Annotated in this window: 25 protein-coding genes and 1 riboswitch; of the genes, 14 read left to right on the top strand and 11 right to left on the bottom strand. The window is 73.0% G+C overall.

All coding sequences use genetic code 11. The features are described from left to right. Positions 1-4 precede the first annotated feature (4 nt). A complete protein-coding gene (locus D1350_RS03430) occupies positions 5-445 on the bottom strand; it encodes a DUF3017 domain-containing protein (protein ID WP_125773804.1) in 441 nt (146 codons plus the stop codon). Positions 446-541: 96 nt separating this feature from the next. Between D1350_RS03430 and D1350_RS03425 the strand changes: the two genes are divergently transcribed. From D1350_RS03425 to D1350_RS03410, 4 genes are read left to right on the top strand one after another with little or no spacing between them, the layout of a single operon-like run. After that, positions 542-1,945: an NAD(P)/FAD-dependent oxidoreductase gene (locus tag D1350_RS03425; protein ID WP_125773802.1), complete on the top strand. Its 1,404-nt coding sequence runs from the start codon at positions 542-544 to the stop codon at positions 1,943-1,945. A 25-nt stretch (positions 1,946-1,970) separates the two neighbouring features. After that, positions 1,971-2,606 (top strand): cytochrome b, encoded by a 636-nt coding sequence (locus tag D1350_RS03420; protein ID WP_125773800.1) that lies wholly within the window; start codon positions 1,971-1,973, stop codon positions 2,604-2,606. Positions 2,607-2,636: 30 nt separating this feature from the next. Then, entirely contained in the window at positions 2,637-3,041 is a 405-nt protein-coding gene (locus tag D1350_RS03415; protein ID WP_125773798.1) for a hypothetical protein, read from the top strand. Next, positions 3,041-4,270: a glutathionylspermidine synthase family protein gene (locus tag D1350_RS03410; protein WP_125773796.1), complete on the top strand. Its 1,230-nt coding sequence runs from the start codon at positions 3,041-3,043 to the stop codon at positions 4,268-4,270. Before D1350_RS03415 ends, D1350_RS03410 begins: the two co-directional genes overlap by 1 nt. A gap of 64 nt (positions 4,271-4,334) precedes the next feature. On the opposite strand, the gene purH is transcribed toward D1350_RS03410, so the two are convergent. Continuing rightward, the gene (purH, locus tag D1350_RS03405; RefSeq protein ID WP_240643838.1) at positions 4,335-5,975 is read right to left on the bottom strand and encodes a bifunctional phosphoribosylaminoimidazolecarboxamide formyltransferase/IMP cyclohydrolase; all 1,641 of its coding nucleotides are present in this window, start codon (positions 5,973-5,975) and stop codon (positions 4,335-4,337) included. Between the two features lie 40 nt (positions 5,976-6,015). After that, positions 6,016-6,102, bottom strand: a riboswitch (ZMP/ZTP riboswitch). A 133-nt stretch (positions 6,103-6,235) separates the two neighbouring features. On the opposite strand from purH, the gene D1350_RS03400 reads away from it, so the two are divergent. Next, positions 6,236-7,420 (top strand): septum formation family protein, encoded by a 1,185-nt coding sequence (locus D1350_RS03400; protein ID WP_125773792.1) that lies wholly within the window; start codon positions 6,236-6,238, stop codon positions 7,418-7,420. A gap of 4 nt (positions 7,421-7,424) precedes the next feature. On the opposite strand, the gene D1350_RS03395 is transcribed toward D1350_RS03400, so the two are convergent. Continuing rightward, positions 7,425-8,042, bottom strand: coding sequence for a TetR/AcrR family transcriptional regulator (locus tag D1350_RS03395; RefSeq protein WP_125773790.1), 618 nt, complete (start codon positions 8,040-8,042; stop codon positions 7,425-7,427). A 69-nt stretch (positions 8,043-8,111) separates the two neighbouring features. Here D1350_RS03395 and D1350_RS03390 point away from each other — a divergent pair, with 69 nt between their 5' ends. Continuing rightward, positions 8,112-9,143, top strand: a complete 1,032-nt coding sequence (locus D1350_RS03390; RefSeq protein WP_125773788.1) for an SDR family NAD(P)-dependent oxidoreductase — start codon at positions 8,112-8,114, stop codon at positions 9,141-9,143. Here the strand turns inward: D1350_RS03390 and D1350_RS03385 are convergent. From D1350_RS03385 to sucC, 5 genes are all read right to left on the bottom strand, one after another. Continuing rightward, positions 9,109-10,827, bottom strand: a complete 1,719-nt coding sequence (locus D1350_RS03385; RefSeq protein WP_125773786.1) for a BCCT family transporter — start codon at positions 10,825-10,827, stop codon at positions 9,109-9,111. The two genes, D1350_RS03390 and D1350_RS03385, sit on opposite strands and share 35 nt — an antisense overlap. A 61-nt stretch (positions 10,828-10,888) precedes the next feature. Beyond that, a complete protein-coding gene (purN, locus tag D1350_RS03380; RefSeq protein ID WP_125773784.1) occupies positions 10,889-11,530 on the bottom strand; it encodes a phosphoribosylglycinamide formyltransferase in 642 nt (213 codons plus the stop codon). A gap of 10 nt (positions 11,531-11,540) precedes the next feature. Continuing rightward, complete coding sequence (locus D1350_RS03375) at positions 11,541-12,932, bottom strand: cell division protein PerM (RefSeq protein WP_125773782.1); 1,392 nt, start codon at positions 12,930-12,932, stop codon at positions 11,541-11,543. A gap of 196 nt (positions 12,933-13,128) precedes the next feature. Next, complete coding sequence (gene sucD / locus D1350_RS03370; protein WP_125773780.1) at positions 13,129-14,025, bottom strand: succinate--CoA ligase subunit alpha; 897 nt, start codon at positions 14,023-14,025, stop codon at positions 13,129-13,131. Between the two features lie 35 nt (positions 14,026-14,060). After that, entirely contained in the window at positions 14,061-15,227 is a 1,167-nt protein-coding gene (gene sucC / locus D1350_RS03365) for an ADP-forming succinate--CoA ligase subunit beta (protein WP_125773778.1), read from the bottom strand. Between the two features lie 226 nt (positions 15,228-15,453). Between sucC and D1350_RS03360 the strand changes: the two genes are divergently transcribed. The 5 genes from D1350_RS03360 to D1350_RS03340 all read left to right on the top strand — a co-directional run bounded on the left by D1350_RS03360 (position 15,454) and on the right by D1350_RS03340 (position 18,301). After that, on the top strand, positions 15,454-15,663 hold the full coding sequence (locus D1350_RS03360; protein ID WP_125773776.1) for an RNA polymerase subunit sigma-70: 210 nt from the start codon (positions 15,454-15,456) through the stop codon (positions 15,661-15,663). Next, positions 15,663-16,217, top strand: coding sequence for a Clp protease N-terminal domain-containing protein (locus tag D1350_RS03355; protein WP_125773774.1), 555 nt, complete (start codon positions 15,663-15,665; stop codon positions 16,215-16,217). Before D1350_RS03360 ends, D1350_RS03355 begins: the two co-directional genes overlap by 1 nt. A gap of 124 nt (positions 16,218-16,341) precedes the next feature. Continuing rightward, entirely contained in the window at positions 16,342-17,052 is a 711-nt protein-coding gene (locus tag D1350_RS23555; RefSeq protein ID WP_164545002.1) for a hypothetical protein, read from the top strand. Continuing rightward, the gene (locus D1350_RS03345) at positions 17,049-17,690 is read left to right on the top strand and encodes a DUF4352 domain-containing protein (protein WP_125773772.1); all 642 of its coding nucleotides are present in this window, start codon (positions 17,049-17,051) and stop codon (positions 17,688-17,690) included. Before D1350_RS23555 ends, D1350_RS03345 begins: the two co-directional genes overlap by 4 nt. Then, positions 17,687-18,301 carry a hypothetical protein gene (locus D1350_RS03340; RefSeq protein ID WP_125773770.1) on the top strand — a complete coding sequence of 205 codons (615 nt, stop codon included), beginning with the start codon at positions 17,687-17,689 and terminating at the stop codon, positions 18,299-18,301. Before D1350_RS03345 ends, D1350_RS03340 begins: the two co-directional genes overlap by 4 nt. Here D1350_RS03340 and D1350_RS03335 read toward each other — a convergent pair. Further along, positions 18,277-19,590, bottom strand: coding sequence for a hypothetical protein (locus D1350_RS03335; protein ID WP_125773768.1), 1,314 nt, complete (start codon positions 19,588-19,590; stop codon positions 18,277-18,279). The two genes, D1350_RS03340 and D1350_RS03335, sit on opposite strands and share 25 nt — an antisense overlap. Before the next feature lie 88 nt (positions 19,591-19,678). Here D1350_RS03335 and D1350_RS03330 point away from each other — a divergent pair, with 88 nt between their 5' ends. Genes D1350_RS03330 through D1350_RS03320 form a run of 3 tightly spaced genes read left to right on the top strand, consistent with a single transcriptional unit; the run spans position 19,679 to position 21,593 of the window. Next, the gene (locus D1350_RS03330) at positions 19,679-20,335 is read left to right on the top strand and encodes a hypothetical protein (protein WP_125773766.1); all 657 of its coding nucleotides are present in this window, start codon (positions 19,679-19,681) and stop codon (positions 20,333-20,335) included. Continuing rightward, positions 20,332-20,961, top strand: coding sequence for a DUF4352 domain-containing protein (locus D1350_RS03325; RefSeq protein WP_125773764.1), 630 nt, complete (start codon positions 20,332-20,334; stop codon positions 20,959-20,961). Before D1350_RS03330 ends, D1350_RS03325 begins: the two co-directional genes overlap by 4 nt. Then, positions 20,958-21,593, top strand: coding sequence for a hypothetical protein (locus D1350_RS03320; protein ID WP_125773762.1), 636 nt, complete (start codon positions 20,958-20,960; stop codon positions 21,591-21,593). Before D1350_RS03325 ends, D1350_RS03320 begins: the two co-directional genes overlap by 4 nt. Here the strand turns inward: D1350_RS03320 and D1350_RS03315 are convergent. Both D1350_RS03315 and D1350_RS03310 read right to left on the bottom strand, forming a co-directional pair. Beyond that, positions 21,569-23,047: a hypothetical protein gene (locus tag D1350_RS03315; protein ID WP_125773760.1), complete on the bottom strand. Its 1,479-nt coding sequence runs from the start codon at positions 23,045-23,047 to the stop codon at positions 21,569-21,571. The genes D1350_RS03320 and D1350_RS03315 overlap by 25 nt on opposite strands. Positions 23,048-23,194: 147 nt before the next feature. After that, positions 23,195-26,185: a glycosyl hydrolase gene (locus tag D1350_RS03310; protein WP_125773758.1), complete on the bottom strand. Its 2,991-nt coding sequence runs from the start codon at positions 26,183-26,185 to the stop codon at positions 23,195-23,197. Between the last annotated feature and the right edge of the window lie 127 nt (positions 26,186-26,312).

Raw genomic sequence — 26,312 nt, 5'->3', positions numbered from 1 at the left:
TGGCTCAGACGTCGGGCGCGACGACGCCGAGCACGGCGATCACCACGGCCAGCGTCCAGAACATGAAGACGTCCACGCTCCGGCTGCGTACGGCCAGTCCGACCGGAGCGGTCCGGGCGACGGCACGGATAGCACCGCCGGCGGCGAGGGTGGCGCTGATCCCCAGGACGCCGACCCGCGCGTCGGCCACCACGCCCAGCAGGACGGAGATGCCCACAGCGGCCAGGACCAGCCAGATCGCGAGGTTGCTGCGCTGCGCGACAGGCCCGGCCGGGGCCGGTTCCGCGTCCTCACGGGGCGCGTCGTCGGGTCCGTCCGGCCGCACCGCGCTCCCGGCCGGGGCCTCCTGCCCGTCCACCCGGCGCCAGGTCGGCGCGAGCAGCGTGGACGTGGCACCGGAGGCGCTCTCGGTACGGTCGTCGGTGCGCATCGCGCTGAGTTCCACACTGAGAGCCTACCGCCGAAACGTCACGACCTCATGAACGGGACCTGCCGATACCGGATCGCAACAGGTACCCGCAGGCGCGCTACCGTGAGGTCCATGCCCACGCGAACCCGACATGTCCGGGACGATCCTTCGGATGGCGTGGTCGTGGTGGGCGCGGGTCTCGCGGGCCTGCAGAGCGTGGCGGCCCTGCGACGGCACGGCTATCCCGGCCCCGTCACCCTTCTGGGCGCCGAGGGGCTGCCGCCCTACGACCGGCCCCCGCTCTCCAAGGAGCTGCTCACCCGGACGGAGCCGTTGTGGCTCGCCGAGGACCTCGCGGTCGACGTCGGGTCCCTCGTCGACGACCTCCGGCTCGCCGACCCGGCTGTGCGGCTGGAGCCGGGCCGGGAAGAGGTGACCGTGGAGACGGCGTCCGGCAGCCGGGTCACCGCCGGGGCCGTCGTGCTGGCCTACGGCTCCGAGCCCGTGCTCCCTCCCGGCTGGGAGGCGGCGTCGGTGCTGCACACTGCCGCGGACGCCGCGGCCCTGCGCACCGTGCTGGCACCGGGCCTGCGCCTCGTCATTGTGGGGGCGGGCTGGATCGGCGCCGAGGTCGCGGGTGTCGCTGCCGGCGCGGGCGCCGAGGTGACGGTGGTCGAGGCCGCGTCCACACCCCTCGAGCGACAGCTCGGGAGCTTCGTCGGCTCCCGTCTGGCCGCCTGGTACGACGCCGCCGGCGTCACCCTGGTCACGGGCGTCCCCGTGAGCACGGTGCAGCGCGGGCCGGGTGGCGACGTCCTGGTCTCGCTGGCCGACGGCCGGGAGCTCGCCGCCGACGTGGTGCTCGCTGCGGTGGGGGCGCGGCCGGCATCGGACTGGTTACGTGGCACGCTCCCGCTCGATGCCCGGGGTGGCCTCCGCGTGAACCGTGCCGGACGCCTGATGGGGATGGCGTCACCGCGGGAGTCCGCAGGGCGGCTGCACATCGACGCGCTCCGCCGCGTGTGGGCGGTGGGCGACGCGGCGACCCGCGAGCACCCGGTCTTCGGGCCCGTGCCCGGCGGGCACTGGTCGGCCGCTCTCCAGGACCCGGACCTGACGGTCCGTGCGCTGCTCGGTATCGACGTCCGCGCCGCAGAGCCCCAGCACGTCAGGTCGCGGCTGGGCCTGGAGCCCGTGCCGCTGCACGCGCCGTACGTGTTCTCGAAGCAGCTCGGCCACGACCTGGCGCTCTTCGGCGTCCCCTCGCCGTTCGACGAGGTGGCACTGCGCGACGGCGCACCGGGCGCCCGAGGCACGACCCCCTGGGCGGCGCTCTACCTCGAGAGCGCGCTGGACCGGCACCGCCGGACCACGCCGGAGGGCCACCGGATCGCCACGGTGCGCGCCGTCCTGCTGGTGGACTCGCCGCGCGAGGTCGCGGCGGTGCGCAAGCTCATGAACCGCGACGCCCCGCTCGAGATCGATCTCGACAAGGCGCTCGACCCGACGGTCCGGCTGAAGGACGCTGCCCTGTGAGGTCCCCGGCCATGAAGCCCCCCACATGAGGCTCCGTAACGGCGAGCACGGCTACGGCGCCGTCACCAAGCTCCTGCACTGGCTGACCGTCGCCCTCCTCGCCGCCCAGTTCACCGTGGGTTACACCATGGAGACCGACACCGACGTACCTGACGTCGCGTGCGACCCAGCGGGCGAGGACCGGAGCGGCGGCGACACCTCCGACGCCGAGGACGAGCAGCTGGACCTCCTGGAGGACCGGTGCGAGGCGGCACAGGACCGCCGCGAGGACGAGGCCGACGACGCGGTCGGCACCGCCTGGTCCGACCTGTGGTCGGGAGACGCCCTCGGCGACGGCCTCACCTTGCCCGAGTGGCACGTGCTCCTCGGGCTCTCGATCATCGCCGTCGGCGCGACGCGGATCGTCTGGCGCCGGACGACGCCGCTGCCGCCCTGGGACCCCCGGCTCACCGACGCCGACCGCCGCGTGCTCCACGTCGTGGAGCCGGTGCTGCTCGGCCTGCTGATCGTGGTCCCCGCGACGGGCATCGCGCTCGTCGTCGGGACCGACGACCTGGTCCCGCTCCACGTCGCGGCCCACCTCTGCTTCTTCGCCGCGCTGGCGGTCCATGTCTTCGTGGTCGTGCGGCGGCACGTCGTGGGCCGGATGCTGCCGTTGTAGTCTCCCGTCACACTGACGATGAGGAGATAGATGTCCCGCCGTGCCCCGAATGAGCCGATTCCCGGGCTCGTGGCCAAGCACACTCCCGCCGTCGGCGGCCGCAAGGCGGGCGTCAAGCCCGTCGCCTACGGCACGGCCGGGGTCCTGGGCCTGGTGGCCGTCCTCTACGCCTGCTCCGGCTCCGGCGGGGCCCACGACCGCTACTGCGTGGACTCGCAGGGCCGCCGGGTCATCCAGTCGGCCTGCGCAGACGACGGCGACGACAGCACCTCGGCCGGCGGCGGGGGCGGCGGGGGCGGCGGCGGGGGAGGCGCCCGCTGGTACTACGTGCCGTCGGGCAGCACGGTACCCACCATCGGCGACACGGTGTCGGGCGGGTCGTTCGACGTCCCGAGCCGTGGCGGTTTCGGGTTCCGCAGCGGCGGCGGGAGCTGATGCGCCGCGACCTGTCGGTGCCGCGCACCGGCTGGCGCGACGTCGTCGCCCAGCAGGGTCTCGTCTACGTCGAGTCGCCGGGCTCTCCCGGCCCCTGCTGGGACGAGTCGGCCTGCTACACGCTGACGCTCGCCGAGGTCGAGGCCCTGGAGGAGGTCACCGAGGAGCTCCACGACCTGTGCCTGAGAGCGGCACGCCACGTGGTGCGGCAGGGTCGCCTGGCGGAGCTCGGGGTGCCGGAGTGGGCGCACGACGCCGTCGTCGCCTCCTTCGACCGGGACGAGCCGTCGCTCGTGGGCCGGTTCGACCTCCGCTACGACGGCGTGCGCCCCGCAAAGCTCCTGGAGTACAACGCCGACACCCCGACGTCACTCGTGGAGGCGGCGATCGTGCAGTGGTACTGGCTCCAGGACACCCATCCCCACCTGGACCAGTGGAACAGCCTGCACGAACGGCTCGTCGAGCGGTGGCGTGCCGTCGGGACGGCGTCCGGCGTCGGCCCTGTCCACTTCGCCTGGGCGGACGACAACCACGGCGAGGACCTCATGAACACCTCGTACCACGCGGAGACCGCCGTGGAGGCCGGACTCGACGTCCGGATCGTCCCGCTGCACCTCCTGGGCTGGGACGGTCGGCGCTTCGTCGACGACGGCGACGAACCCGTGGACCTGTGCTTCAAGCTCTACCCGTGGGAGTGGATGCTCGAAGAGCCGTACGGGCGGCTGGCACTCGACCCGGCGACGCCGACCCGCTGGGTGGAGCCCTTGTGGAAGGTGGTGCTGTCCAACAAGGCGCTGCTCGCCGTCCTGTGGGAGCTCCACCCCGGCCACCCGAACCTGCTCCCCGCCTACCTCGACGGGCCGCGCGACCTGGACCGGTGGGTGACGAAGCCGCTCATGGGCCGCGAGGGCGCGGGCGTGACGTTCAGCGACCGGCGGACGGTTCCGCCGACCCCCGCCTGGGGTCCGCCGCCCGGGCAGCACCTCCCCCGGCCGGCCGACCTCCCGGGCCCGCAGGCGCCGTACACCCCGCCCACGCTCGAGGGCCTGGTCGTGTACCAGGAGGCCGACGAGCTGCCCCGGTTCGGCGGCAGGCACGTGGTGCTCGGGTCCTGGGTCGTGGCCGACGCCGGCGGCGTGGGCAGGGCGGCCGGGTGCGGGTTCCGGGAGTCGGACGGGCCGGTCACGGACGCGGGGGCGCGCTTCGTCCCGCACGTGATCCAGGGCTGAGGCGCTCCGCTCCGCCGGGACAGGGTCGGGTCGGCCCCTGTCCCGGCGGGCCGGAGGCCGGGCGTCAGTGCGCGAAGTGGCGCGTACCCGTGAGGTACATCGTGATGCCGGCGGCCTGGGCCGCGGCCACGACCTCCTCGTCACGGATCGAGCCGCCGGGCTGCACGACGGCCTTCACGCCGGCGTCGAGCAGGACCTGGAGGCCGTCCGCGAAGGGGAAGAACGCGTCCGACGCGGCCACCGCGCCCCGGGCACGCTCGTCGCCCTCGGCGAGCGTGTTCGCGCGTTCCACCGCGAGGCGGCACGAGTCGACCCGGTTGACCTGGCCCATGCCGACGCCGACGGCCGCACCGTCACGGGCCAGCAGGATCGCGTTCGACTTGGCAGCACGCACGGCCCGCCAGGCGAACACGAGGTCGGCCAGCGTGGCCTCGTCGGCAGCGTCGCCGGCTGCCAGGGTCCACGACGCCGGGTCGTCCCCCGCGGCCTGGAACCGGTCGACCTGCTGGAGCAGCAGACCGCCCGAGACCGGCCGGCTCTCGACCTGGGCGGACGGCTCGCCCTCGACGACGAGCAGCCGGAGGTTCTTCTTGGCCTGGAGAACCTCCAGCGCCTCCGGCTCGAACGACGGCGCCACGACCACCTCGGTGAACACCGGTGCGATCTGCTCGGCGGCTCCCTTCGTCACCGGGCGGTTCGTCGCGATGACGCCGCCGTAGGCGGACACCGGGTCGGTCGCGTGCGCGCGGGCGTGCGCCTGCGCCACGTCGTCGCCCACCGCGATGCCGCACGGGTTGGCGTGCTTGATGATCGCGACGGCGGGCTCGGGGTGGTCCCAGGCGGCACGCCACGCAGCGTCAGCATCCACGTAGTTGTTGTAGCTCATCGCCTTTCCGTGCAGCTGCTGCGCCTGGGCGAGCCCTGTGACGCCGTCGCCCCGCGTGTAGAGGGCCGCCTTCTGGTGCGGGTTCTCGCCGTAGCGGAGCACGTCCGCGCGGACCCAGGTGCCGCCCACCCAGGCGGGGAAGCCGGAGTGCTGGACCTCGCCGTCCACGACGACCTCGTCCGACGGCGCCACGACGGACCCCATCCAGGACGCGACGGCCACGTCGTAGGTGGCGGTGTGCACGAACGCCTGCGCGGCGAGCGCCTTGCGCTGCGCGTAGGTGAAGCCGCCGGCGCGGACGGCGTCGACCACGGCGGAGTAGGCGTCCGGGTCCACCACCACGGCGACGCTCGGGTGGTTCTTCGCCGCGGCACGCACCATGGAGGGCCCACCGATGTCGATCTGCTCGACGACGGCGTCCGGGCCGGCGCCGCTCGCGACGGTCTCGGTGAAGGGGTAGAGGTTCACGACGACGAGCTCGAAGGGCTCGATCTCGAGGTCGGCGAGCTGGGCGAGGTGGTCGGCCTTGCGGGAGTCGGCGAGGATCCCCGCGTGGACGCGGGGGTGCAGCGTCTTGACGCGACCCTCGAGGCACTCGGGGAAGCCGGTCAGGTCCTCGACGCGGGTCACGGGGACACCGGCGTCGGCGATGGTGCTCGCGGTGGAGCCGGTGGAGACGAGCTCGACGCCGGTGTCGTGCAGGGCGGTGGCCAGCTCGACCAGGCCGGACTTGTCGTAGACGCTCAGCAGGGCGCGACGGACGGGACGCTGGGCGTCGTCTGCGAGCTGCACGTCGGGAGCGGACGGGGCACCGGACACGGTGGTTCCTCCTGGAATCGGGGACGGGACGTCATCGACACCCAGGCGCCCAGGCGGACGACGCACCAGCAGGTCCATCCGGTCGCTCCCCGGTGGTGACCCACCCTCGCCAGTCGCGACCGCCGCCAGTCTACCGACGGCGGCCACGGGCCCGCCCGGGGTCCAGGGTCGGACGCGTCACGCACGCCGTGCCGGATCTGGTAGAAATCCCCCGGGAACGCCGGGATGCGGTGTACCGGACCGCACACTGAGGACGCCCCATGACCGACGACCTGCAGCCCTTCGCCCCGCCCGGGGCGAGCCCCACGACGCACGCCCCGCCGTCGGCCTCCCCCTACGCGGCACCGATGCACGGGCCCTGGGCGCCGGGACACCCGGCCCGGCCGGCTCGCCCGTCCGCGCACCTCGCCTGGGTGGTCGCGGCGTGGATCGTCTGCTGGCCTCTCGGCATCGCCGCGCACCTCGCCCGTGACCGCGCCCTCAGCGCGCACGACCGCGGCGACGCGGCCGAGCTCGAGCGATACTCGCGGCGGACCAGGACCCTCGGCGTGTGGGCGGTCGTGGTCGGCAGCGTGTGGGCCCTGGCGGTCCTCGCGGGCGGGGTCGCCGGGGCGGCGTGGCTCGTGGAGAACGAGGGCGTCCTGGACTCGGAGGACTTCTCCCCGTCGATCGAGGACGAAGCCGACCCGCTGGCACAGGTCTATCCCGACGAGCTGACCCTGGGCGACTGCTTCGACTACCCCGCGGAGGGCGAGGCGCTGCTCGACCTCCGGCCGTGCGCGGACCCGCACTCGAGCGAGGTCTTCGCCGAGGCCACCGTGCCCGACGACGCGTTCCCGGGCGACCTCGCGACGGAGCACATGGCCGAGCGGTACTGCTTCGCCGAGCACGAGGCGCTGGCGAGGACGGAGGACCCCGGGGAGCGGACCTACGTCTGGTTCTACTCGCCCTCCGAGGAGTCGTGGCAGTACGGCGACCGGATCATCGTCTGTGTCGCCGACACGGAGTGGGAGGGCGACACCGTCACGGGGGCATGGCTCGGGCCCTGGGCACGAGCCGCCGAGGAGTCGTTCGCCAACCTCGAGCCCGGGCACTGCCTCGACCCGGCGGCGGCGCACGTCGGCGGAGGGTCCGCGGTGTCCGTCCCGCTGCGACCCTGCGACCGGTTCCATGCTGCCGAGGTGTTCGGCGTGGTCCCGCTCCCGGACACCGAGTACCCGGGCGACTCCGGTCAGCAGCGCGCCGGCCGTGAGGTGTGCCGGGCGGAGCTGGCGCGCCTGGGCCTGGCCCACCTGGAGGACGGCCGGCTGGAGGTGGGTTCCTTGACGCCGGGCGCGGCGCACTGGGGGTCGCCCGGCTTCTCGGTAGCGGCCTGCTACCTGGCCTCGACGGAGGACTTCCTCGACGAGCCCATCCCCGAGCTCGCGGCGGCACCCGGCTCCTGACCGGCTACGGGCCCTCCGGCAACCGCACCTCCAGGCTCAGCAGCTCCCACGCGCGCAGGGCGACGGCGTCGCGCTCACCCTCGGGCGCGTGGGTGACCGCGGCGGCAACCATGGACACGGCGAGCATCAGGTCGTCCGGGGTGAGGCCCGGACGGACCTTGCCCGCGGCCTGCGCCGCAGGCAGGTGCCCGGCGAGCGCCGTGCCGACCCGGCGTCCGAGGGCGGCGACGCGCATGTCGGGCGCCTGGGCGCTCACGAGGTCGACGAACGCTGCCGACAGCACGGCGTGCCGGGTGACGAGCCCGAGGAGGTCGGCGAGCTCGACGCCGGGTTCCTCGGCGGCCGCCTCGACCAGCTCGACCTGCTCCTCGAAGACGGCCACGACGAGCGCGAGCCGGTCCGGGAAGTGCCGGTAGAGGCTGCCCTGACCGACGCCGGCCCGGCGCGACACCGCGCTGAGCGGCGCGTTGACGCCGTCGGCGGCGAAGATCTCGCGGGCTGCCTCGAGGAGCGCCGCACGGTTGGCCGCCGCGGCCCGGGGGCCGAGGTTGGGCGCCCCGCCCCGGCGGCCGGGGCTGCGGGGACCGTCACGGAGACGGGAGTCATGGAGGGCAGGAGACATGCCAGGTATCCTAGATCCGGACAGCGTTGTCCGGATCTAGGCAAACCCGACAGACCGCAGGAGAAGACCATGGCACTGACCGCTCACTCGACCGTCGGCGAGTGGCTCGACCACCCCGTCGGCGGGCAGATCCTCGGCGAGCTCCTGGCCCGGGGCGGCGCGACGCCGGACTCGCTCGGGCCTGCCCGCAGCCTGCCGCTGCAGCAGCTCGTGGCCCTGTCCGGAGGAAAGTTCCCCGCTGAGGCGCTCGACGCGCTCCTCGCGGCCTACCGCGAGGCCGCCCCCGACGAGGCCGCCGACGCCGAGGCGTCGGCAGCCACCGGGGGCTGGACCGAGGAGATCACGCCGGGCCGCTTCACCGGCCAGACCGTCGTCGTGACGGGCGCCGCCTCCGGCATCGGCCGCGCCGTCGCCTCCCGCGTCGCGCGCGAGGGCGGCCGGGTGATCGCCGCCGACATCTCGGCGGACAAGCTCGACGAGCTCGCCGCCTCGCTCACCGACGCCCTCCCCGAGGGGGCCGAGATCGTCGCCGTCGCGGGCGACATCTCGAACGAGGAGGACGTGGCCCGGATCGTCCACGCGGCGGGCGTCCGCGTGCACGCGCTGGCGAACGTCGCCGGGATCATGGACGACATGTCGGCGGTCCACGAGGTCTCGGACGCCATGTGGGAGCGCGTGCTCCGCGTCAACGTCGAGGGGACCATGCGGCTGACGCGCGCCGTCGTGCCCGGCATGCTCGCGGCGAAGGAGGGGCGCATCGTCAACGTCGCCTCGGAGGCCGCGCTGCGCGGCTCTGCGGCCGGCGTCGCGTACACCGCGTCGAAGCACGCGGTGATCGGCCTGACGAAGTCGTCTGCCGTGATGTACGCCAAGAGCGGCATCCGGACCAACGCGGTGGCGCCGGGCGGTGTGGCCACCGGGATCCACGTCCCCGGCCAGGCCGCGCACGGCGCCCCGGTCCTCGGCGGCTACCAGGGCAACATCCCCAGCCTCGCCATGGCGGAGGAGCTGGCCGCGTCCATCACCTTCCTCCTGTCGAAGGACTCGGTGAACCTCAACGGCGCGATCATCGCTTCGGACGGCGGCTGGTCGGCGGTCTGACGTCGGGCGGCGCAGGCTCCCTGCGCCGCTCCACGTGCTCCACCACCTGCTGGGCGAACCACCGGCGTCGTTCGCGCTCCCGTACCTTCTGTTCGGCCAGCAGCAGCCGCCCTGTCGCGACGCACATGAGGACCATGACGACGCTGAACGGCAGCGCGAGAAGGATCGCCATGGTCTGCAGCGCGGTGAGCGGGTCGGCTCCTGCGGAGAGAGTGCCCGCGACGAGCAGCACCGCGGCCACGGCGCCCGACATGACGGCCCAGAACGCCCGGTTCCAGACGCTCGGGTGCTGGTCGCCGGCCGACGAGAGCATGCCGAGCACGAAGGACCCGGAGTCGGAGCTGGTCACGAAGAAGATCACGATCACCGCGATGCCGAGCACGCTGAGGACCGCGCTCCCGGGAAGCTGGTCGAACAGCTGGAAGAGTGCGGTGCTCGTGTCGACGGTGCCGTCGTCGGCGACGAGCCCGCCCCCGCCGAAGATCTCCTGGTACAGCGCGGTGCCGCCGAGCACCGAGAACCAGAGGAACGTCACGAGGGTCGGCACGAGCAGCACGCCGAAGACGAACTCACGGATGGTGCGGCCGCGGGAGATCCGGGCGATGAAGACGCCCACGAACGGCGCCCAGCTCATCCACCAGCCCCAGTAGAACGTGGTCCACGACCCGAGCCACGCTCGGCCCTCCGCCTCGAACGGGCGAGCGTTGAACGTCAGGCTGAAGAAGTTCTGCAGGTACGACCCGACCTGCGTGAGGAAGTCGCTCAGGACGAAGACGGTGGGCCCCACGACGAGCACGAACACGACGACCCCGCCCGCGAGGAACATGTTCGTGTTCGACAGCCACTTGATGCCGCGTTCGACCCCTGACACCACCGAGACCAGGGCCATCGCGCTGATCACGATGATGAGGACCACAAGGATCCCGGTCGTCGGCCCGTCGATCACGCCGAGGTACCCGAGGCCGGCGGCCACCTGGCTCACGCCGAGGCCGAGGGACGTCGCGACGCCGAAGAGGGTGCCGAGGACCGCCACGACGTCGATCACGTCGCCCCAGAAGCCCTTGATCCGCTCGCCGAGGAGCGGCTCGAGCGCCCAGCGGAGCGAGATCGGGTTTCCGCGCCGGTGGACCGAGTAGGCGATCGCCAGACCCACGACGACGTAGATCGCCCACGCGTGCAGCCCCCAGTGGAGGAACGTCACGTCCATCGCCGAACGCGCGGCCGCGGCGGGGTTCCCGGCCGCCGCACCGGGGGGCGGTGAGCTGAAGTGGCTGAGCGGCTCCGCGACACCCCAGTAGACGAGTCCGATCCCCATGCCTGCCGCGAAGAGCATCGCGAACCACGAGTGGATCTTGAACGCGGGCTCCTCGTCGTCGTTCTTGCCGAGCACGATGCTCCCCATCGGGGAGACCGCGACCCAGATCGAGAAGAAGACGAAGCCCGCGACGACCCCGATGTACCACCAGCCGAGCTCCCCGACGACGGTGTCGTTCGCGACCCCGATCCAGTCGCCCACCTGGACCGGGAAGATCGCGGTCGCGGCGACGAAGAGGACGACGAGACAGGCCGCCGGGACGAAGACTCGCGGGGCCGGGACCAGCCTCTGCCAGACCCCGGGTTCGGCCTGTTCCTGCGTCGACGGGCTGGGCATCATCGCGGGCTTCTCCTCCGGCAACCTGAGCATGCTGGCGGGTCCACGGTATGTCGCACCATCAGGACCCGCAGGTTCACGCCGACGGCGACAGCTAGCCGATCGTGACCTTGCGCCCCACCACGTAGAGCCCCTCGCGGGCCACGCGCCCCACGGTCTCCACCAGCAGCGCCCGCTCGGCCACCTTGATGCGCTCGTGCAGCGCGTGCTCGTCGTCGCCGTCGAGGACGGGCACCGCCACCTGGGCGATGATCGGGCCGGTGTCGACGCCGTCGTCCACCAGGTGCACCGTGCAGCCGGTGACCTTCACGCCGTGGGCGAGCGCGTCGCGGACGCCGTGCGCACCCGGGAACGAGGGCAGCAGCGCGGGGTGGGTGTTGATCAGCCGGCCCTCGTAGCGGCGCACGAAGGAGGGCGCGAGGATGCGCATGAAGCCCGCCAGCACGACGAGGTCGGGCCGGAAGACAGCCACGGCCTCGGCGACGCCGTCGTTCCACGCGGCGCGGTCCTCGAAGTCCTTCGGGGAGACGACGACGGACGCGACCCCCGCGTCGCGCGCCAGCTCGAGGGCGCCGGCGGCCGGGTTGTCGGTCAGGACACCGACCACGCGTGCGCCGTAGGCGCCGTCGTCGTGCGCCGCGAGCAGGGCGGCGAGGTTGGAACCGCCTCCGGACACCAGGACGACCAGGCGCTTGGCGGGGGTGGACTCGACGGGGTGACCGGACGGCGTCTGCACGGCGCCAAGCCTACGCGGGCGCCTGCCCCGGGTCGCCCGGCTCAGCGAGGACGAAGGCACCGTCTCGACCAGAGCCCTCGGCCGAGATAGTGGCCTCGTCGGACGGAGCCACTACCTCGGCGGACCGGGTGCGGCGGTCCGCCAGCCAGGCCGAGAGGTCGTCACGGCGCCGGGCGAGGTCGAGCCGCGCGCCGACCATGGCCACCGCCGCTCCCCCACCCACCTCGGCCGCGACGAGCCCGGCGGTGATCAGCGGGTCGGCCCCCACCGTCGCGAGCCGGCCGGGGCCGCCGGCGCCGGACGCCGCCCACTGGACCACGAGCGTGAGCGCACCCACGGCGCCGGTGAGCCCTCCGAGCACCCAGCCGACGTCGGCCCAGCGCACCAGGGTCGGCTCCAGCCGCTGCCACGCGAAGATCCCCGCGACCACCCCGCACGCCACCACCACGGCAGGCGACCACGCGGACACCGCGTTCGACCAGTCCGGCCCGGGGAGGGCGCCGAGGAGCGGCAGCGCCGGGAGCGGCCCGGACTCCGTCCCGAAGACGGCGAAGCGCGTGCCCTCCCCCACGGCGAAGCCGGGTCCGGCGAGCCAGGCGGCGGCCCAGGCCACGACGTCGGGCAGCAGGGCGAGCTGCGCCACGGCCAGGACGATCCCGCCGGCCCACCCGGGCGCGAGCGCCGTCACGATGTCCGACGACGTCGCCCGGCCCGCCACGGCCCACGCCGTCACGAGGAGCGCCGCAGCGCCCGTGACGAGTGCCGCGGCGACGAGGCCTGCGCGCGCGCCGAGGCGCAGGACGGCCGGGGCGAACCGCTCCGCCCGCGCCCCCAGCCAGGCGAGCTCCGGCCTGTCCGGCCGCGCCAGGATCCCCAACCCGAGCCCGAGACCGCCCACGACCACCCCGCACAGGGGCGCCCAGGCGAGCGACCACCCGGGCGCGGTGCCCGCGAAGGCCGCGACCGCCGTCGTCCCGGTGCCGTACGCCGCTGCCCCCGCGACCCACGAGCCGACCGACGGACGCAGCGGCCGCTTGCCCGCGACATAGCAGGCGAAGACGACGAGGGCGGTGGCGCCCAGGGGCACCAGCGTGAACGTGACCTCGGCCGTGGCGAACGGGACGCCGTGACCCAGGAGCCACAGTCCCGCGGCCAGGGCGACGGGGCCGCGCCAGCCGGCGTCGCCGCCCGCGGAGGCGGCACCGCCAGGGTCCGTGGTGGAGGCCCCGGTGGCGACGAGGAACGCGGTGAGCGCGAGGAGGACGGGTAGCGCCAGCGTCAGCACGAGGGCCTGCACCGCGGCGAGGATCCCGGCCAGCGCGTCCGCGAACGGCGCCGCCTCGGGTTCCGGGGCCGGCGGGGCGTTACGGGGTGGCGGCCGGAGCCGGGGTGGAGCACTCACGCGGTCATGGTCTCCCGTGGCGAGGGGTGGACCGGGGCAACCGGCCCCGGCGCGTCCTAGAACGACAATCCGGGCGTGTCGGCCCGGACCACCTCGGCGTGATCGGTAAAACGTCGCATGATCGGCAGCTTGAACTGCCGATCATGCGACGTTTTGCCGATCACGTGGCACGCACAACGGTGCCCGGAGAGACGGATCAGAGCGAGGTGAGGATCTCGCGCATCAGCGACGCCGTCTCGGACGGCGTCTTGCCGACCTTGACACCGACGGCCTCGAGGGCCTCCTTCTTGGCCTGCGCCGTGCCGGCCGAGCCGGACACGATGGCGCCGGCGTGGCCCATGGTCTTGCCCTCCGGCGCGGTGAAGCCCGCCACGTAGCCGACGACCGGCTTCGTGATGTGCTCCTTGATGTACGCGGCGGCCCGCTCCTCGGCGTCGCCGCCGATCTCGCCGATCATCACGATCGCCTGCGTCTCCGGGTCGTCCTGGAAGGCCTGGAGGGCGTCGATGTGCGTGGTGCCGACGATCGGGTCGCCGCCGATGCCGATGGCGGTGGAGAAGCCCAGGTCGCGCAGCTCGTACATCATCTGGTAGGTCAGGGTGCCCGACTTCGACACCAGGCCGATGGGGCCCTTGCCCGTGATGGTGTGCGGCGTGATGCCGGCCAGGGACTCGCCCGGGGTGATGATGCCGGGGCAGTTCGGCCCGATCATCCGGGTCTCCTTGCCCTCCAGGTAGGCCCAGACCTCGGCCGTGTCCTGGACGGGAACACCCTCGGTGATGACCACGAGCAGGGCGATGCCCGCGTCGATGGCCTCGATGGCGGCGTCCTTGGTGAAGGCCGGCGGCACGAAGACGACGGAGACGTCCGCGCCGGTCTCGGCCATGGCCTCCTTGACCGTGCCGAAGACGGGCAGCTCGACGCCGTTGCCCGCGTGGTCCTTGTGGGTGACCGTGGTGCCGGCCTTGCGGGCGTTGACGCCGCCCACGATCGTCGCGCCCGAGTCGAGCATCAGGGCGGTGTGCTTGGCACCCATACCGCCCGTGATGCCCTGGACGATGATCTTCGAGTCCTTGTTCAGGTAGATCGACATGTCTTGAGTTTCCTGCTCTTTCAGCGTCCGGGCGATCAGGCGTTGGCCAGCTCGGCAGCCTTGTCGGCGCCGCCGTCCATGGTGTCGGCAAGGGTCACGAGCGGGTGGTTGCGCTCCTGCAGGATCTGCCGGCCGAGGTCGACGTTGTTCCCGTCGAGACGGACCACGAGCGGCTTGGTGGCCGCGTCGCCCAGCAGGTCGAGCGCGCCGACGATGCCCTTGGCGACCTCGTCGCAGGCGGTGATGCCGCCGAAGACGTTCACGAAGACCGCCTTGACCTGCTCGTCGTTGAGGATGACGTCGAGGCCGGCGGCCATGACCTGCGCGTTGGCGCCGCCGCCGATGTCGAGGAAGTTGGCCGGCTTCACGCCGCCGTGCTTCTCGCCCGCGTAGGCGACCACGTCGAGGGTCGACATGACCAGACCCGCGCCGTTGCCGATGATGCCGACCGCGCCGTCGAGCTTGACGTAGTTGAGGTCGTTCTCCTTGGCCTTGGCCTCCAGCGGGTCCGCCGCGGCCTTGTCCTCGAGCGCCTCGTGATCCGGGTGCCGGAACGCCGCGTTCTCGTCCAGCGTCACCTTGCCGTCCAGGGCGACGATCTCCCCGTCCTCGGTGCGGACCAGCGGGTTCACCTCGACCAGGGTGGCGTCCTCGGCCTTGAAGACCGTCCAGAGCTTCTGGATGACGGCCGCAACGGGGGCCTTGAGCTCCTCGGCGAAGCCGGCGGTCTCCACGATCTCGGCGGCCTTCGCGGCGTCGATGCCCACGATCGGGTCCACGGCGACCTTGGCCAGCGCCTCGGGACGCTCGACGGCGAGCTGCTCGATCTCCATGCCGCCCTCGACGGAGCACATCGCGAGGTAGTTGCGGTTGGACCGGTCGAGCAGCACCGAGAAGTAGTACTCCTCGGCGATCTTGGCGCCCTGCGCGATCATCACGCGGTGCACGGTGTGGCCCTTGATGTCCATGCCGAGGATCTCCTCGGCCTTCTGCGCAGTCTCCTCGGGCGAGTGCGCCAGCTTCACGCCGCCCGCCTTGCCACGGCCGCCGGTCTTGACCTGGGCCTTGACCACGACGGTCCCGCCGCCCAGCTTCTCGGCGCCCTCACGAGCTTCCTCGGGCGTCGTCGCGACGACTCCGCCCAGCACGGGCACGCCGTGCTTCTCGAAGATATCGCGCGCCTGGTATTCGAACAGGTCCACCCTGCTGCGTCCTTCCATCGGGATGCGCCCCGCGATCGCCTGGATCGGCGAGGCCCGGCATGAGCGATGTCTCGACATCAAGACATCCCCGTACAGGGTAGCCCGCGGGCGGGACGCCGCATAAGCGAGCGCCCTGCGGCTCACGTCACGTGCGTGTGTCACATCCTTGGGGTCACACGTCAACCAGGGTTGACAACCTGGCGTAGCGTCAACCATAGTTGACGATATGACACAGAGCACCCTCGTCACCGCGGCGTCGGGCGACGATCCCGGCGACGGCCTGCGCGCCGTGCGTTCCCTCCGCGAACTCGCCGACCGGCTCGAGACGCTCCAGGTGGAGCGGGCCAGGTCCCTCGGCTGGTCGTGGCAGGAGATCGCCGAAGCGCTGGGCGTCAGCAAGCAGGCAGTCCACAAGAAGCACGGCAGGAGGATCTGATGTTCGAGAAGTTCACCAAGGAAGCCCGACAGGTCGTGGTCCACGCCCAGCACGTCGCGCGCGAGGAGCACTCCGGGTCGATCGACGGCCGCCACCTCCTGGTCTCGCTCGCCGAGTCCGACGGGCCTGCCGCCGGGGCCCTGACGGACGCCGGGCTCGACCCCGCGGAGGTCAGCACCAGCGTCCGCGGCGCGATCCGGGCGGGCGACCCCCTGGACGGCACGTCGCTCGCCGCCCTCGGCATCGACCTGGACGCCGTCCGCGCACGCACGGACGCGCTCTTCGGCGAGGGCTCTCTCGACCGCGCCGGGTCGTCGCGGCGCCTCTGGGCCCGGCGCAAGGCCACGGGTCACATCCCGTTCACCCCGGACGCCAAGAAGGCGCTCGAGCTCTCGCTCCGCGAGGCGCTCCGCCTCAAGCACCGCGGCATCGACAGCAGGCACCTCCTGCTCGGCCTCCTCCGCGACGAGAACGGCCCGGGCGCCCGCGCCCTGTCCGACGCCGGAGCGCACCCCGAGCGGCTGCGTCACCAGCTGGAGAACCTGGCCGCCTGAGAGCTTGGCGGGAGGTGTCGCCCGCTGTGCGAGGCCCTGGCACGCTCGGTCCCGGCGTCGGTCGGTGACGGAGCGGGCGACGGACCGGGCGACGGACCGGGCGACGAGAATTACCATCGGCTGCATGGGGGACGCCGGGGGGCGGAGCCTGCCGGCACGCGCCAAGGGCGCTGCCCGAGGGCTCGGGTCGTACGTCGGGTCCCGGAGCCTGAAGCAGAAGGCTCTCGGGGCGGGGGCGGGCGCCGTGCTGCTCAGCGCGCCGTTCGGCGGGCTGGCGGGCGCGCCGCCGCCCGGGCCCGCAGACCTCGCCGTCGGCGAGGCCGTCCGGGTGGGCCCTTTCGAGGTGACGCTCCGCGGCGCCACGACCCTCCCGTACGTGGGCGGCGTCGTGAACGCCGCCGAGACCAACCGCGTGCTCTGCGTCCTCGCGGAGGTCACCACGGTGGGCGACCGCCCCGAGTACGGCGTCACCCTCTCGGGTGCCGTCCGGCCACCGGCCGACGGCGGCGTGGTCGCCGTGGGCGAGGGCGGCGACTTCCCCCTCCGGGGCTCCGACGGCGCGGCACAGGCCGCGCTCGCCGTCGTGTCCGACGGCGCGGTGGAGTCCGGCAACCTCGACCGGCTCAACCCCGGGGTCACCTACACCGTGGTGCTCGCCTGGGAGCAGGAGGGCTCCTGGTCGGGCGACTCCGTCACGGTGACGCTCGACGGGCTGACATGGGTCGAGGAGGACTCGATCGGCCTCATGCCCCAGCGCTGGAACGACCTGGACGAGCCCGTGTACAGCGCCACCCTGCCCGTGGTGCCGGGGCTGCTGACGGTGGCGGAGCCGTGAGCCCGCTCGGCCGCGGCACGGCCGTCGCCGCCGCGGTGATCGCCGCGATGGCGCTCGGCCGGGTCGTGACCGAGACCTGGCCCGTGAACGACGTGACGACGGCGCCGTTCGTCCGGTCGGGCGCCGTGGCCGAGCCGGTCCGCACCGAGTACGCGACCATCACCGTGGACGGGGTCCGGGCGGCGCGGACCCTGGTCACGGGCGGCCTGTCGGAGCCTCCGGCAGCGACGGCGGGTGGCGTGTTCCTCGTCGCGGACGTCACGGTGCGCGCCACGCGCCGCACGGAGAACATCGACGGTCTCTACCTCGTGGACGCCGAGGGGCTCCGGCACGAGGGCACGGCCCGGGGCGGGTGCGCCACGGGCATGTTCGCGCCCGCGGGGGTCGACTGGCACGCCATGGCCTGCTTCGACGTGGCGCCCGACGTGCTCGAGGGCGCGTACCTCGTCGTGGCTCGCGGCGGGGGCGACCTCGACGGCTACTACCAGGCGCGCGACGAGGTGGTGCACGTGGATCTGGCCCTCACCGCCGACCGGGCGGCCCAGCTCGCGGCGTCGACCGAGACCTACGCGACCTGGCTGCCCGGGCCTGAGCCGTACGACACCCGGCCGTGGTCCCCCGAGCGGGAGGCGCCATGACGGCGGGAGGCGACCAGCACCGCCGTCGGGCGGCGACGTGGTGGCGGCGCAACCGGGTCTGGCTCGTCCTCGTGCCCGTGGCGGTGGTGGCCGGGCTCGGCGCAAGCTCCTACCGCCTGCAGGACTTCTGGTGGGAGGCCGACCTGCGCCACCGCCTCGCGCACGCCGCCCCCGGGGATCCCGCGCGGTACACGGACTCGTACGAGGACCCGTTCACGTTCGAGACGGTGACGACGGACTTCCGGGTCCGGCTGGAGGGGCTGTCGCCCGCCACCCTCGTGCCACGGTGGAACGACGACCCCCTGCCCGTACCGGAGGGGTCCGACGGCTACCGGGTGACGCTGGCGTTCGAGCGCGCGGGCGAGTCGAACCTGTACGGCTGCCAGGTGATCCTCGTGGACACCGACGGGAACCGGTACGGCGACGGCGATCCGTTCCGGCAGATGCCGCAGTGCCACCCGGCCGGCGACGACGGGTCGGTCGAGCTGGAGACGCCCCGCACTCCCTGGTCCGCCGCGCCCGTGGTGGTGACGGCGGCGGGCGCCGAGATCACCCAGGTGTGGGTCACGATGGACGGGAGCAACCGTTACGTGTCGCTCGAGGTGCCCTGAGGCTCCGGCTCCGGCTCCGGCAGCGCGGGGGCCGGCGCGGCCCTCGCGGCCGGCGTCCGCGGCGTCACGAACCACTCGACCGCTGCGGCGAGCATCGGCGCGGTGAGGGCCATGCTCAGCGCGAGCCCCACCGCGCTCTCCCACGGCACGAACGCCCGGAACGTCTCCGCGGGCACCGGCCCGACGAGCACCCGGGCCACCTCGGACACGATGGCGGGGAGCCGGATCACCACGAGGAACGTCAGGCAGAACGCGAGCATCGGCAGGAGGCCCGCGTTGCCCAGCATCCGCAGGCCGTTCCAGAAGGCGACCCACCGGCCGCGCAGGTCCGTCGTGAGGGAGCCTGCGGCCCGGCGCACGGGCTCGGGCACGATGGCGAGCCGGTCGAGGAGCGGGTGCTGGAGCGGCGGCGCGGGCATCAGGCGGTGGCCCAGCACGACGGCGCCCACCGTGAGCCACGCGACCGGGACCACGACGACGGCGTCCAGCGAGCCGAGCAGCCCCAAGGCCCAGGACGTGAACGCACGGACGGGGTCCGTGAGCGGGCCGAGCAGCTCCGTCGCCTGTGTGTACACCTCGGTCAGGTCCTGGACGGCGCGACGCGTGAGGAACCAGTCGCGCAGGTTCTCCTGCTGGGCGGCGAGGAACCTCGCGGCCTGCCCGGTCCAGTAGACCTCGACGAGCGCACCGACGAAGGCCAGCGCGAGGAACCGCGTCCGCAGCTCGAACCGGCCGAGCGCCCACCGCACCACCCAGGCGAGACCCACGAGCCCGAGCAGCACGGGGATCGACGTGATGGCGAGCCGGGACGTGAAGTCGGTGCCGCCCTGCGTGAAGGTCTGGTTGAACTCGTCCCATGCGGCCTCGTTGGTGAACCGGTCCCGGTCCGCCGCCAGCAGCCCGTACGAGGAGTACACGGCCAGGAACGGGACGAACACGCTCACCATGACGTCGACCAGGCGGCGAGGCCGGTGCTCGGTGGGCTGGTCCGGCGCGGTGGCCGACATCGCCGCATGCACGCCGGGGAGGGACGCGCCGAGGATCCGCAGCATCGCGATCATCGGCAGGAGGTACCCGAGCGGGGCGAGCAGGAGGAGCATCTGCGCGAGCGCCGGGACGTGGTCGCTCACCTCGACCGCCGCCCAGACCGCCCCCGAGCGGACCGCGACGCCGGTGAACGCCAGGACGACCAGCGCCGGCCAGTGGCCCGCCACCAGGCGGGCGGCCAGCACGAGGACCCGCGGGACGTCCCGCAGGTGCCCGGTCGTCGTCAGATCGGTCGTGACCATCACCGACATGATCACCGCGCGACGGCGGGGGCGCCTGGGGGCGGCGGGCAAACCACGCATACGTCGCGGGTCGCTACGATCTGGCGCCATGAAGCATGCCCGAAACGCGGACGCCGATCTGGTGCTCCGCCTGCTCCACGCCGTGGCCGACGCCGTCGTCGACGGCATGTCCACGACCCAGCGGGTCGTGGTTGGAGGGATCGCGGGAGTCTTCGCCCTCACCCCCTTCGGCGCCTGGGACGCGGTGGTCGTCGAACCGGAGCCGCTCGTCGCCGGGGAGGAGATCGAGGTTGGCCCCTTCGACCTGACGGTGGTGCGAGCGGTCGTCGCCGACGAGCTGGGCTTCGTCAAGCCGCTCGAAGAGGGCAACCGCCTGCTTGCCGTCGTGGTCGAGGTGTCGAACCAGGGCGAGAAGCCTGCGCATCAAGGAACGCTCGTCGACGCCATCCCCCCGCCGGCGGACGCCGGGATCGTTCCGCGCGACACGCAGGAGCTGCTGCCTACGGTCCTCGGCGTGGCGGACGCCACCTCCGTCGACGTGTTCAACCCAGGGCTGCCCTACCGGATGGCACTGATCTGGGAGCAGGACGGTGCGTGGGCGCAGGACGAGATCACCGTCGACGTCGCCGAGCTGACCTGGATCGAGGAGGACACCACGTTCCAGCTGGACGACCAGCGGTGGTTCGCGTACGGCGAGGTGCTCTACCGCGGCAGGCTCGCCGTGGAGACGGGGAATGATCAATGAGCCACTCCGGTCGGCGCGTCACCTGGCGCAGCACCACGCTCCTCGTCGTAGCCTTCGGCGCCGCGTGCGCCCTCGTCAACGTGATGCCCCAGGGCACGATCCTCGAGCAACCGTTCCTGGTCGACGGGCACGTCGGCGAGACCCTCGACCTCGACTACGCCGAGCTCACCGTGACCGAGGTCCGCACGGCGGACACCCTCGCATCGTCCCAGCCGGCTGTGGCCGCAGGTACCTTCCTGGTCATCGACGCGACGTGGGAGGCCACAGAGGGAGAGACGTACTTTGCGGGCGCCGAGGTGGTCGACTCCCAGGGGCGCACCCACTGGCCCACGAGCCGGGGCGGGTGCACCGAGGGGACGGGCTCCCAGCCGGGATACGCCTGGCGGACCACCTACTGCTTCGACGTGCCGCGCGACGCGCTGGCGGGCGCGACGGTCCGGCTCGCCCGGGGTACGCACGTCCACGACGACCAGGCGGGCCAGCGGCGCGACGCGGTGGCCGTCGTCGACCTCGGCATCACCCGGCAGGAGGCGGACGAGCTCTGGGAGGCGACCGACGAGATCGACGTCGACGCGCCAGGGTTCGCCTCCGCGACGACGAACGCTGACGAGGAAGGCGAAGGATGACGACCCTGCCCGAGAACCCGGTCGAGGCGCCGGCCGCGGTGGGCTGGTGGCGTCGGAACGCGGTCTGGCTGGTGCTCCTGCCGGTCGCGCTCGTCGTGGCCGCGGGGGCGTCGTCGTTCCGCATCTGGGCTTTCTGGTGGCCGAACGGCCTGCACCACGAGATCCAGCACGTCGGGGCGGGCGAGACGGCCCGCCACTCCGAGGAGTACTACGACGTCGGCTTCCAGGTGCCCGAGCGGGCCAACACCTGGGTACAGCGCGACGTCGAGGTCGAAGTCCTCTCCGTGACGCGGGTGGACGAGCTGCCGGAGCCCGACTACGGCGACCCGGTCCCGGTGCCCGACGGCGCAGTGCCGTACCTGGTGAGTCTTCGCCTCGCGGCGGTGCCCCGGACCGACCTCGCGCTCTGCACGATCGTGCTGCTGGGGGACGACGGCGCGCGCTACGGCGAGAAGAGCCCCGACGTGCTGGGCAGCTCGAACCGCTGCTTGCCCCCCGACGCCGACGACCCCCTCAGCACCGAGCCGGAGTGGAGCATCACCTCGCCGATCCTGGTCGACGAGGACGCCGTGATCACCGAGGTGCGGTTCGGGTTCGGCGGACCTGGTTACGTGACGTTCGACGTGCCGTAGCCGGGCAGGAGGCCCGCCGGAAGGGGCGCGTGACCGCGCGCCGGCCCGGATACCGGCGGCGCTACCGGCGGCGCTACCGGCGGCCGGGGGTACCGGACGTGCGTGACGTCGTCGATCTCGTCGGTCGCGTCGGTGCGGTCGTCGGCCGGAGCGTCGGCCAGGGGGCCGGTCGGGGCGTCGGCCGGGGCGGCCGGGGCGGCCGGACCGCCCCCCGCGTCGGCTCTGTCGTCGTCGGGTACCGCGAGGCCCCGCTCGACCAGCGCGTCCACCGAGGCCGCGATCAGCACCGCCGCGAGCACCATCGCGATCACGAGCCCGGCGCCCACCTCCATCGCGGAGAACGTCGTCCAGGTCGTGGTCTCGACGGGGCCGCCGATACCCCGCACGAGCCAGCCGACCCCGGCGGTGGCGCGCATGGCCAGGAGGTAGCCCAGGACAAAGAGAACGATCGGGCCGAGACCCCCGCGCCCGATGAGCCGTATCCCCTGCCACAGCGCGCTGAACCGGGCGCGCAGGTCCTCCGTGAGGGACGCGAGGATCTCCCGGATGCCCGCGGGCAGCCACCCGAGCCGGTCGAGGATCCGGTGCTCCGTGGACGGCGGGTCCATCAGCTTGTGCCCCAGCACCACGGCGCCGATCGCGAGCCAGGCGAGCGGCGCGACGAGCGCGACGTCGACGGACTCGATCGCGGTGCCGAGAGCCGTGCTCGCCATGCCGAGGACGGCCTCGACGTCGGGCCCGACACGCTCCTCGACGGTACCGAAGGCCGCCGTCGCCGTCGCCACGAGCTGGCGTTCCTCAAAGAAGGGCTCCAGCTTGATGCTCAGACGCTCGAGGTGGGCCGCAGCCTGTCCGGTCCAGTAGATCTCCATGCACCCGCCGAGGATGGCGAACCCCAGGAACCGGACCTTGCTCTCGAGGAGGCCGAGCAACCACCTGAGCACGAACACCCCGATCACGATCGCGATGAGGGTCGGCCCGTCGAGAACACCGATGCGGCTCCCGGGGTCGAACTGACCCTCGGCGGCGAACAGGTCGTTGAAGAGCTCGTCGGCGGACACCTCGTTGATGAACCGCGCGCGGTCCGCCTGGAGGTTGCCCTCGACCTCGTAGATCAGGAGAAACGGCACGAGGACCGACAGGGCGACGTCGATCAGCCGCCGCTCGCGTCGCTCGGAGGGCAGCATCGGCGCCTGAGCGGCACGTGCCCGGGCGAGGTTCGGCAAGGAGCGGGAGCAGATGAGCAGCATCGCGACGACCGGCACGAGATATCCCAGCGGGGCGACGATCAGCAGGATCTGCGCCACGGGCGAGTTCCACTGGCTCAGCTCGACGGCTCCCCACAGCGCCCCGTTGCGCACCGCCACGCCGAGCAGGCCCAGCACGACGAGCGCGGGCCAGTGCGCGCCGAGCAGACGGCCGGCACGGAAGAGGACGGACAGAGACTCACGCATGCCGCACATGATGCCGTAACGGACACCCCACCCTGCGCTGGGCCTCCTCGCCGAGGTAGTGCGCTCGTCCTCGTCCGGGGGTGGCGATGGTCATCGCCACCCCGGACGAGCGCACTATCTCGGCGAGAAGGCCAACAGCGGAGCGGGTCAGTGCACCGTGATCGCGTCCAGCCGGTGCGTGCCTCCGTTGAGGAACACGTTGACGCCGTGGACCGTGCCCACGAGCGCCTGGCACTCCGGCGACAGCGTGGTCAGGTCGACCACCACCTCCCCGGGCTCCTGCACCCAGCCGGCCTGGCCGGTCTCGCACCAGGTCCAGTCGGGGCCGAGCTGGAGCGCCACCTTGGTGTCGAAACCGGTGGTCGCGGCCACGTCGAGCCGGAGCTCGGTGCGACCGGTGAGGTCGATCCCACCGGGTCCGGACACCCACGCCCCGTCGGTCCCGGCCTCGACGACCAGGAGGCCGCCGGACGCCGACGCCGTCCCGTTCGACCAGCTCGGCACCGCCCAGCCCTGGTCACCGGACTCGAAGTCGGCGATGACGGCAGGCTGGAGCGGCGACGGCAGCGCGTCGAACCGGAACAGCATCGCGGTGAGCGCGGACCGCTTCACGGTGTAGCCCACCCCGAACCACGTCGACGACGGCGTCGGCACCACGCCGGTTCCCACCGCCCAGGCGACGGCCTCCGCGGAGGCGGCCGGGACGTCGTCGTACACCGTGGTGACGTCCGTGGCGGGCGAGCCGTAGAGGCGCCAGAACGCCTCGGCGACCGCGAGCTTGGTGGCCCCGGCGCGGGGCGCGGCGTGGTCGGCGATGTCGCCCTCCGGGTCGTACGCGCGCAGGAGCGCCGCCAGCTCGCCCGCCTTGACGGCGCGCGTCGGGTAGAAGCGGCCGCCTCGGTCGCCCCAGCCCACGGCCGATGCCAGGCCTTCCTCGGCGAGCCACTCGATCGCCTCGTACTCGGGCATCGTGCGCGGCGTGTCGCGGAAGACGGGCGGCGGCGGGGTGCCGAGCACGGCCTTCAGGTCGTCGACGACGATCGCGCCCGACGTGGCACCGCCCTCGGCGGCGTTGACGTACACGTTGAACTGGCTGACGTTCTCGAGGTCGTCCTGGGTGATCCGCCGGTCGGCGTTGGCGGTGTCCCACGGCGCCGGGCGCCAGTCCGCGAACGGGATGGTCGCCACGTACGGCGCGTCCCCGGCGAGCGAGGGGTACGCCTCGTACGAGACGCCGCCCGCGACGAGCTGCAGCACGAGCTTGTTGCCCGACGTGTCGGGGTCCACCCAGAGGGAGAAGTCCCAGTTGCCGGACCAGTCGGCGCCCACCTGGCGGCCAACCCCCGTGTACGACTGGCCCGCGAAGTCGTAGGCCAGGCGCATCGCGTTGCCGCCTGACCCGACGGAGCCGCCCGCGGCGGCCTGCTCGAGCGTGATCGTGTTGGCGTTGTACTGGACGTACTCGGCGCGCAGCGCGATGTTGTCGCCGTAGCCCTCGAAGTCGTCCATCACTCCGGGCGGGAAGACCGGCTTGGGCCCGAGGACCACCGCCGACGGCACGGTCACCTCGCCGGACGCGGTGACGACATGGAGGGTCAGGGCGCGGGTGGCGTTGCCCAGCTCGTCGGCGGGGACCGCCCACTCGCCGGTCCACCACAGCTCGCCCGCAGCGGGCGGGGTGAGCTCGACCTCGCCCACGGCACCACCCACCGTCACAAAGGCCCGCTCGGCATCGATGCCCGAGATGGTGGCGCGCAGCGTCGTCGGCCCGGAGGCGACCCGTGAGCCGTCCGACGGCGACGCGAGGTGCGCCACCGGGGACGCCGCCACGGGCGCGGTGACGGCGTCGAAGGCGCCCTCGACCTCGTCCGCGAAGTAGGTGTAGGGGTCCGCGTGGAACGCCTGGAAGTCGGGCAGCATCTCGCCCTCGGTGGGCGTCCACGGGGTGTTCGACCCGCCGAAGTTGGCCCACGTGAGCATCCACGCGCTGCGCGAGGCGCGCGGGTCGGCCTTGATGGCGGCGAGGAGGTCGGTGAACCAGGACGTGTTGGCGTTCTCACCGTCGGGCTTCATGCCGCCCGTCGGCCCGGTCTCCGTGAAGGCGCTGATCTTGCCGCGCGCGTCCGCGACGTCCGCGATCATGCCGAGGTCAGCCACGACGGTGGCGAGGCGGGCCGCCGAGGCGCCCGAGTCGTCGTAGTAGTCGTAGCCCAGCACGTCGACGAACTCGTCGCCCGGGTAGGTGCGCAGGTACGTCTCCGCGTCGCCGCCGAAGGTGCCGTTGGGCGACCAGGAGTACAGCAGGTTGTTGATGCCCTTGACGTCGCGCAGGTACTCCACCGTGAACCGGAAGAGCTCCTTGAACTCGCCGGGCGTGCCGTAGGCGGCGCCCCACCAGAACCACGACCCGGAGTTCTCGTGCCAGGGCCGGAAGACGATCGGGATGTGGTTGCCCTCGGCGTCGCGCGCGTTGTCGGCCGCGAGCGCCACGAGGTCCAGGTACGCGCGCAGGTCGGCGTTGTGCGAGCCGCCCGGCAGGACGGCGCGCAGCGTGTCGCCGGAGGTGTCGTAGAAGTCGCCGCCGGTGACGGGGTTCTCCATGTGCATCGACAGGGTGCTGATGCCGCCGAGGTCGTGCGCCTCGCGGATGCCCTGGGCCAGCAGCAGCGCGTTCTGGTCCCGGGGTCCCCCGTAGACGCCGGGCTTGATGTTCCCCTCGATGACGAGGGTGTCGAAGCCGAAGACGGCCGGGTGGTCGCCCGTCGCGGCGAGGACGTCCGACGAGACGCCGTCGGGCTCGGTGAACGTCTCGCCCACGTCGTTCGTGTGCTGGTGCCCGAACAGGATCCCCTGGCCGCGCACGTCGCGCAGGTACGCGAAGAGGCTCCGCGTCTCGGGGGTCGCGTCGGCGTCGACCAGGTCGACGGCCGGGTCGGTGATCGGGACCGGCACGGCGGCCGCGGTCGTCGCGAGCGGCACCACGCCGAAGCCCGTCACGGCGAGGGCGGCCAGCCCGGCCATCAGCTTCTTGGCGCCCGGCATCCTGGTGCCCGACGCCGGAGCGCGGCCTGGTCTGTCGGGTGCGGTCAGGCCCGGCGCGGCCGGGCGGTCGTCACGTGCACGGGAAAAGGGGCTCAACGCCGAACCTCCGGGTCACCTCGCTGACCGGCGTCGGCGCCGGCCGCATCGGGATGGGACCGGCCCAATCTAGCGTCCGAGAGTTACTAAGGTAAGTGGCTGAAGTGATCCCGAATCGTTTAAGCGG

The organism is Antribacter gilvus (assembly GCF_003946865.1).
GTDB classification, from domain to species: domain Bacteria; phylum Actinomycetota; class Actinomycetes; order Actinomycetales; family Cellulomonadaceae; genus Antribacter; species Antribacter gilvus.
Note: the sequence above shows the minus strand (reverse complement) of the source record. Positions and strands in the feature narration are given on the sequence as shown.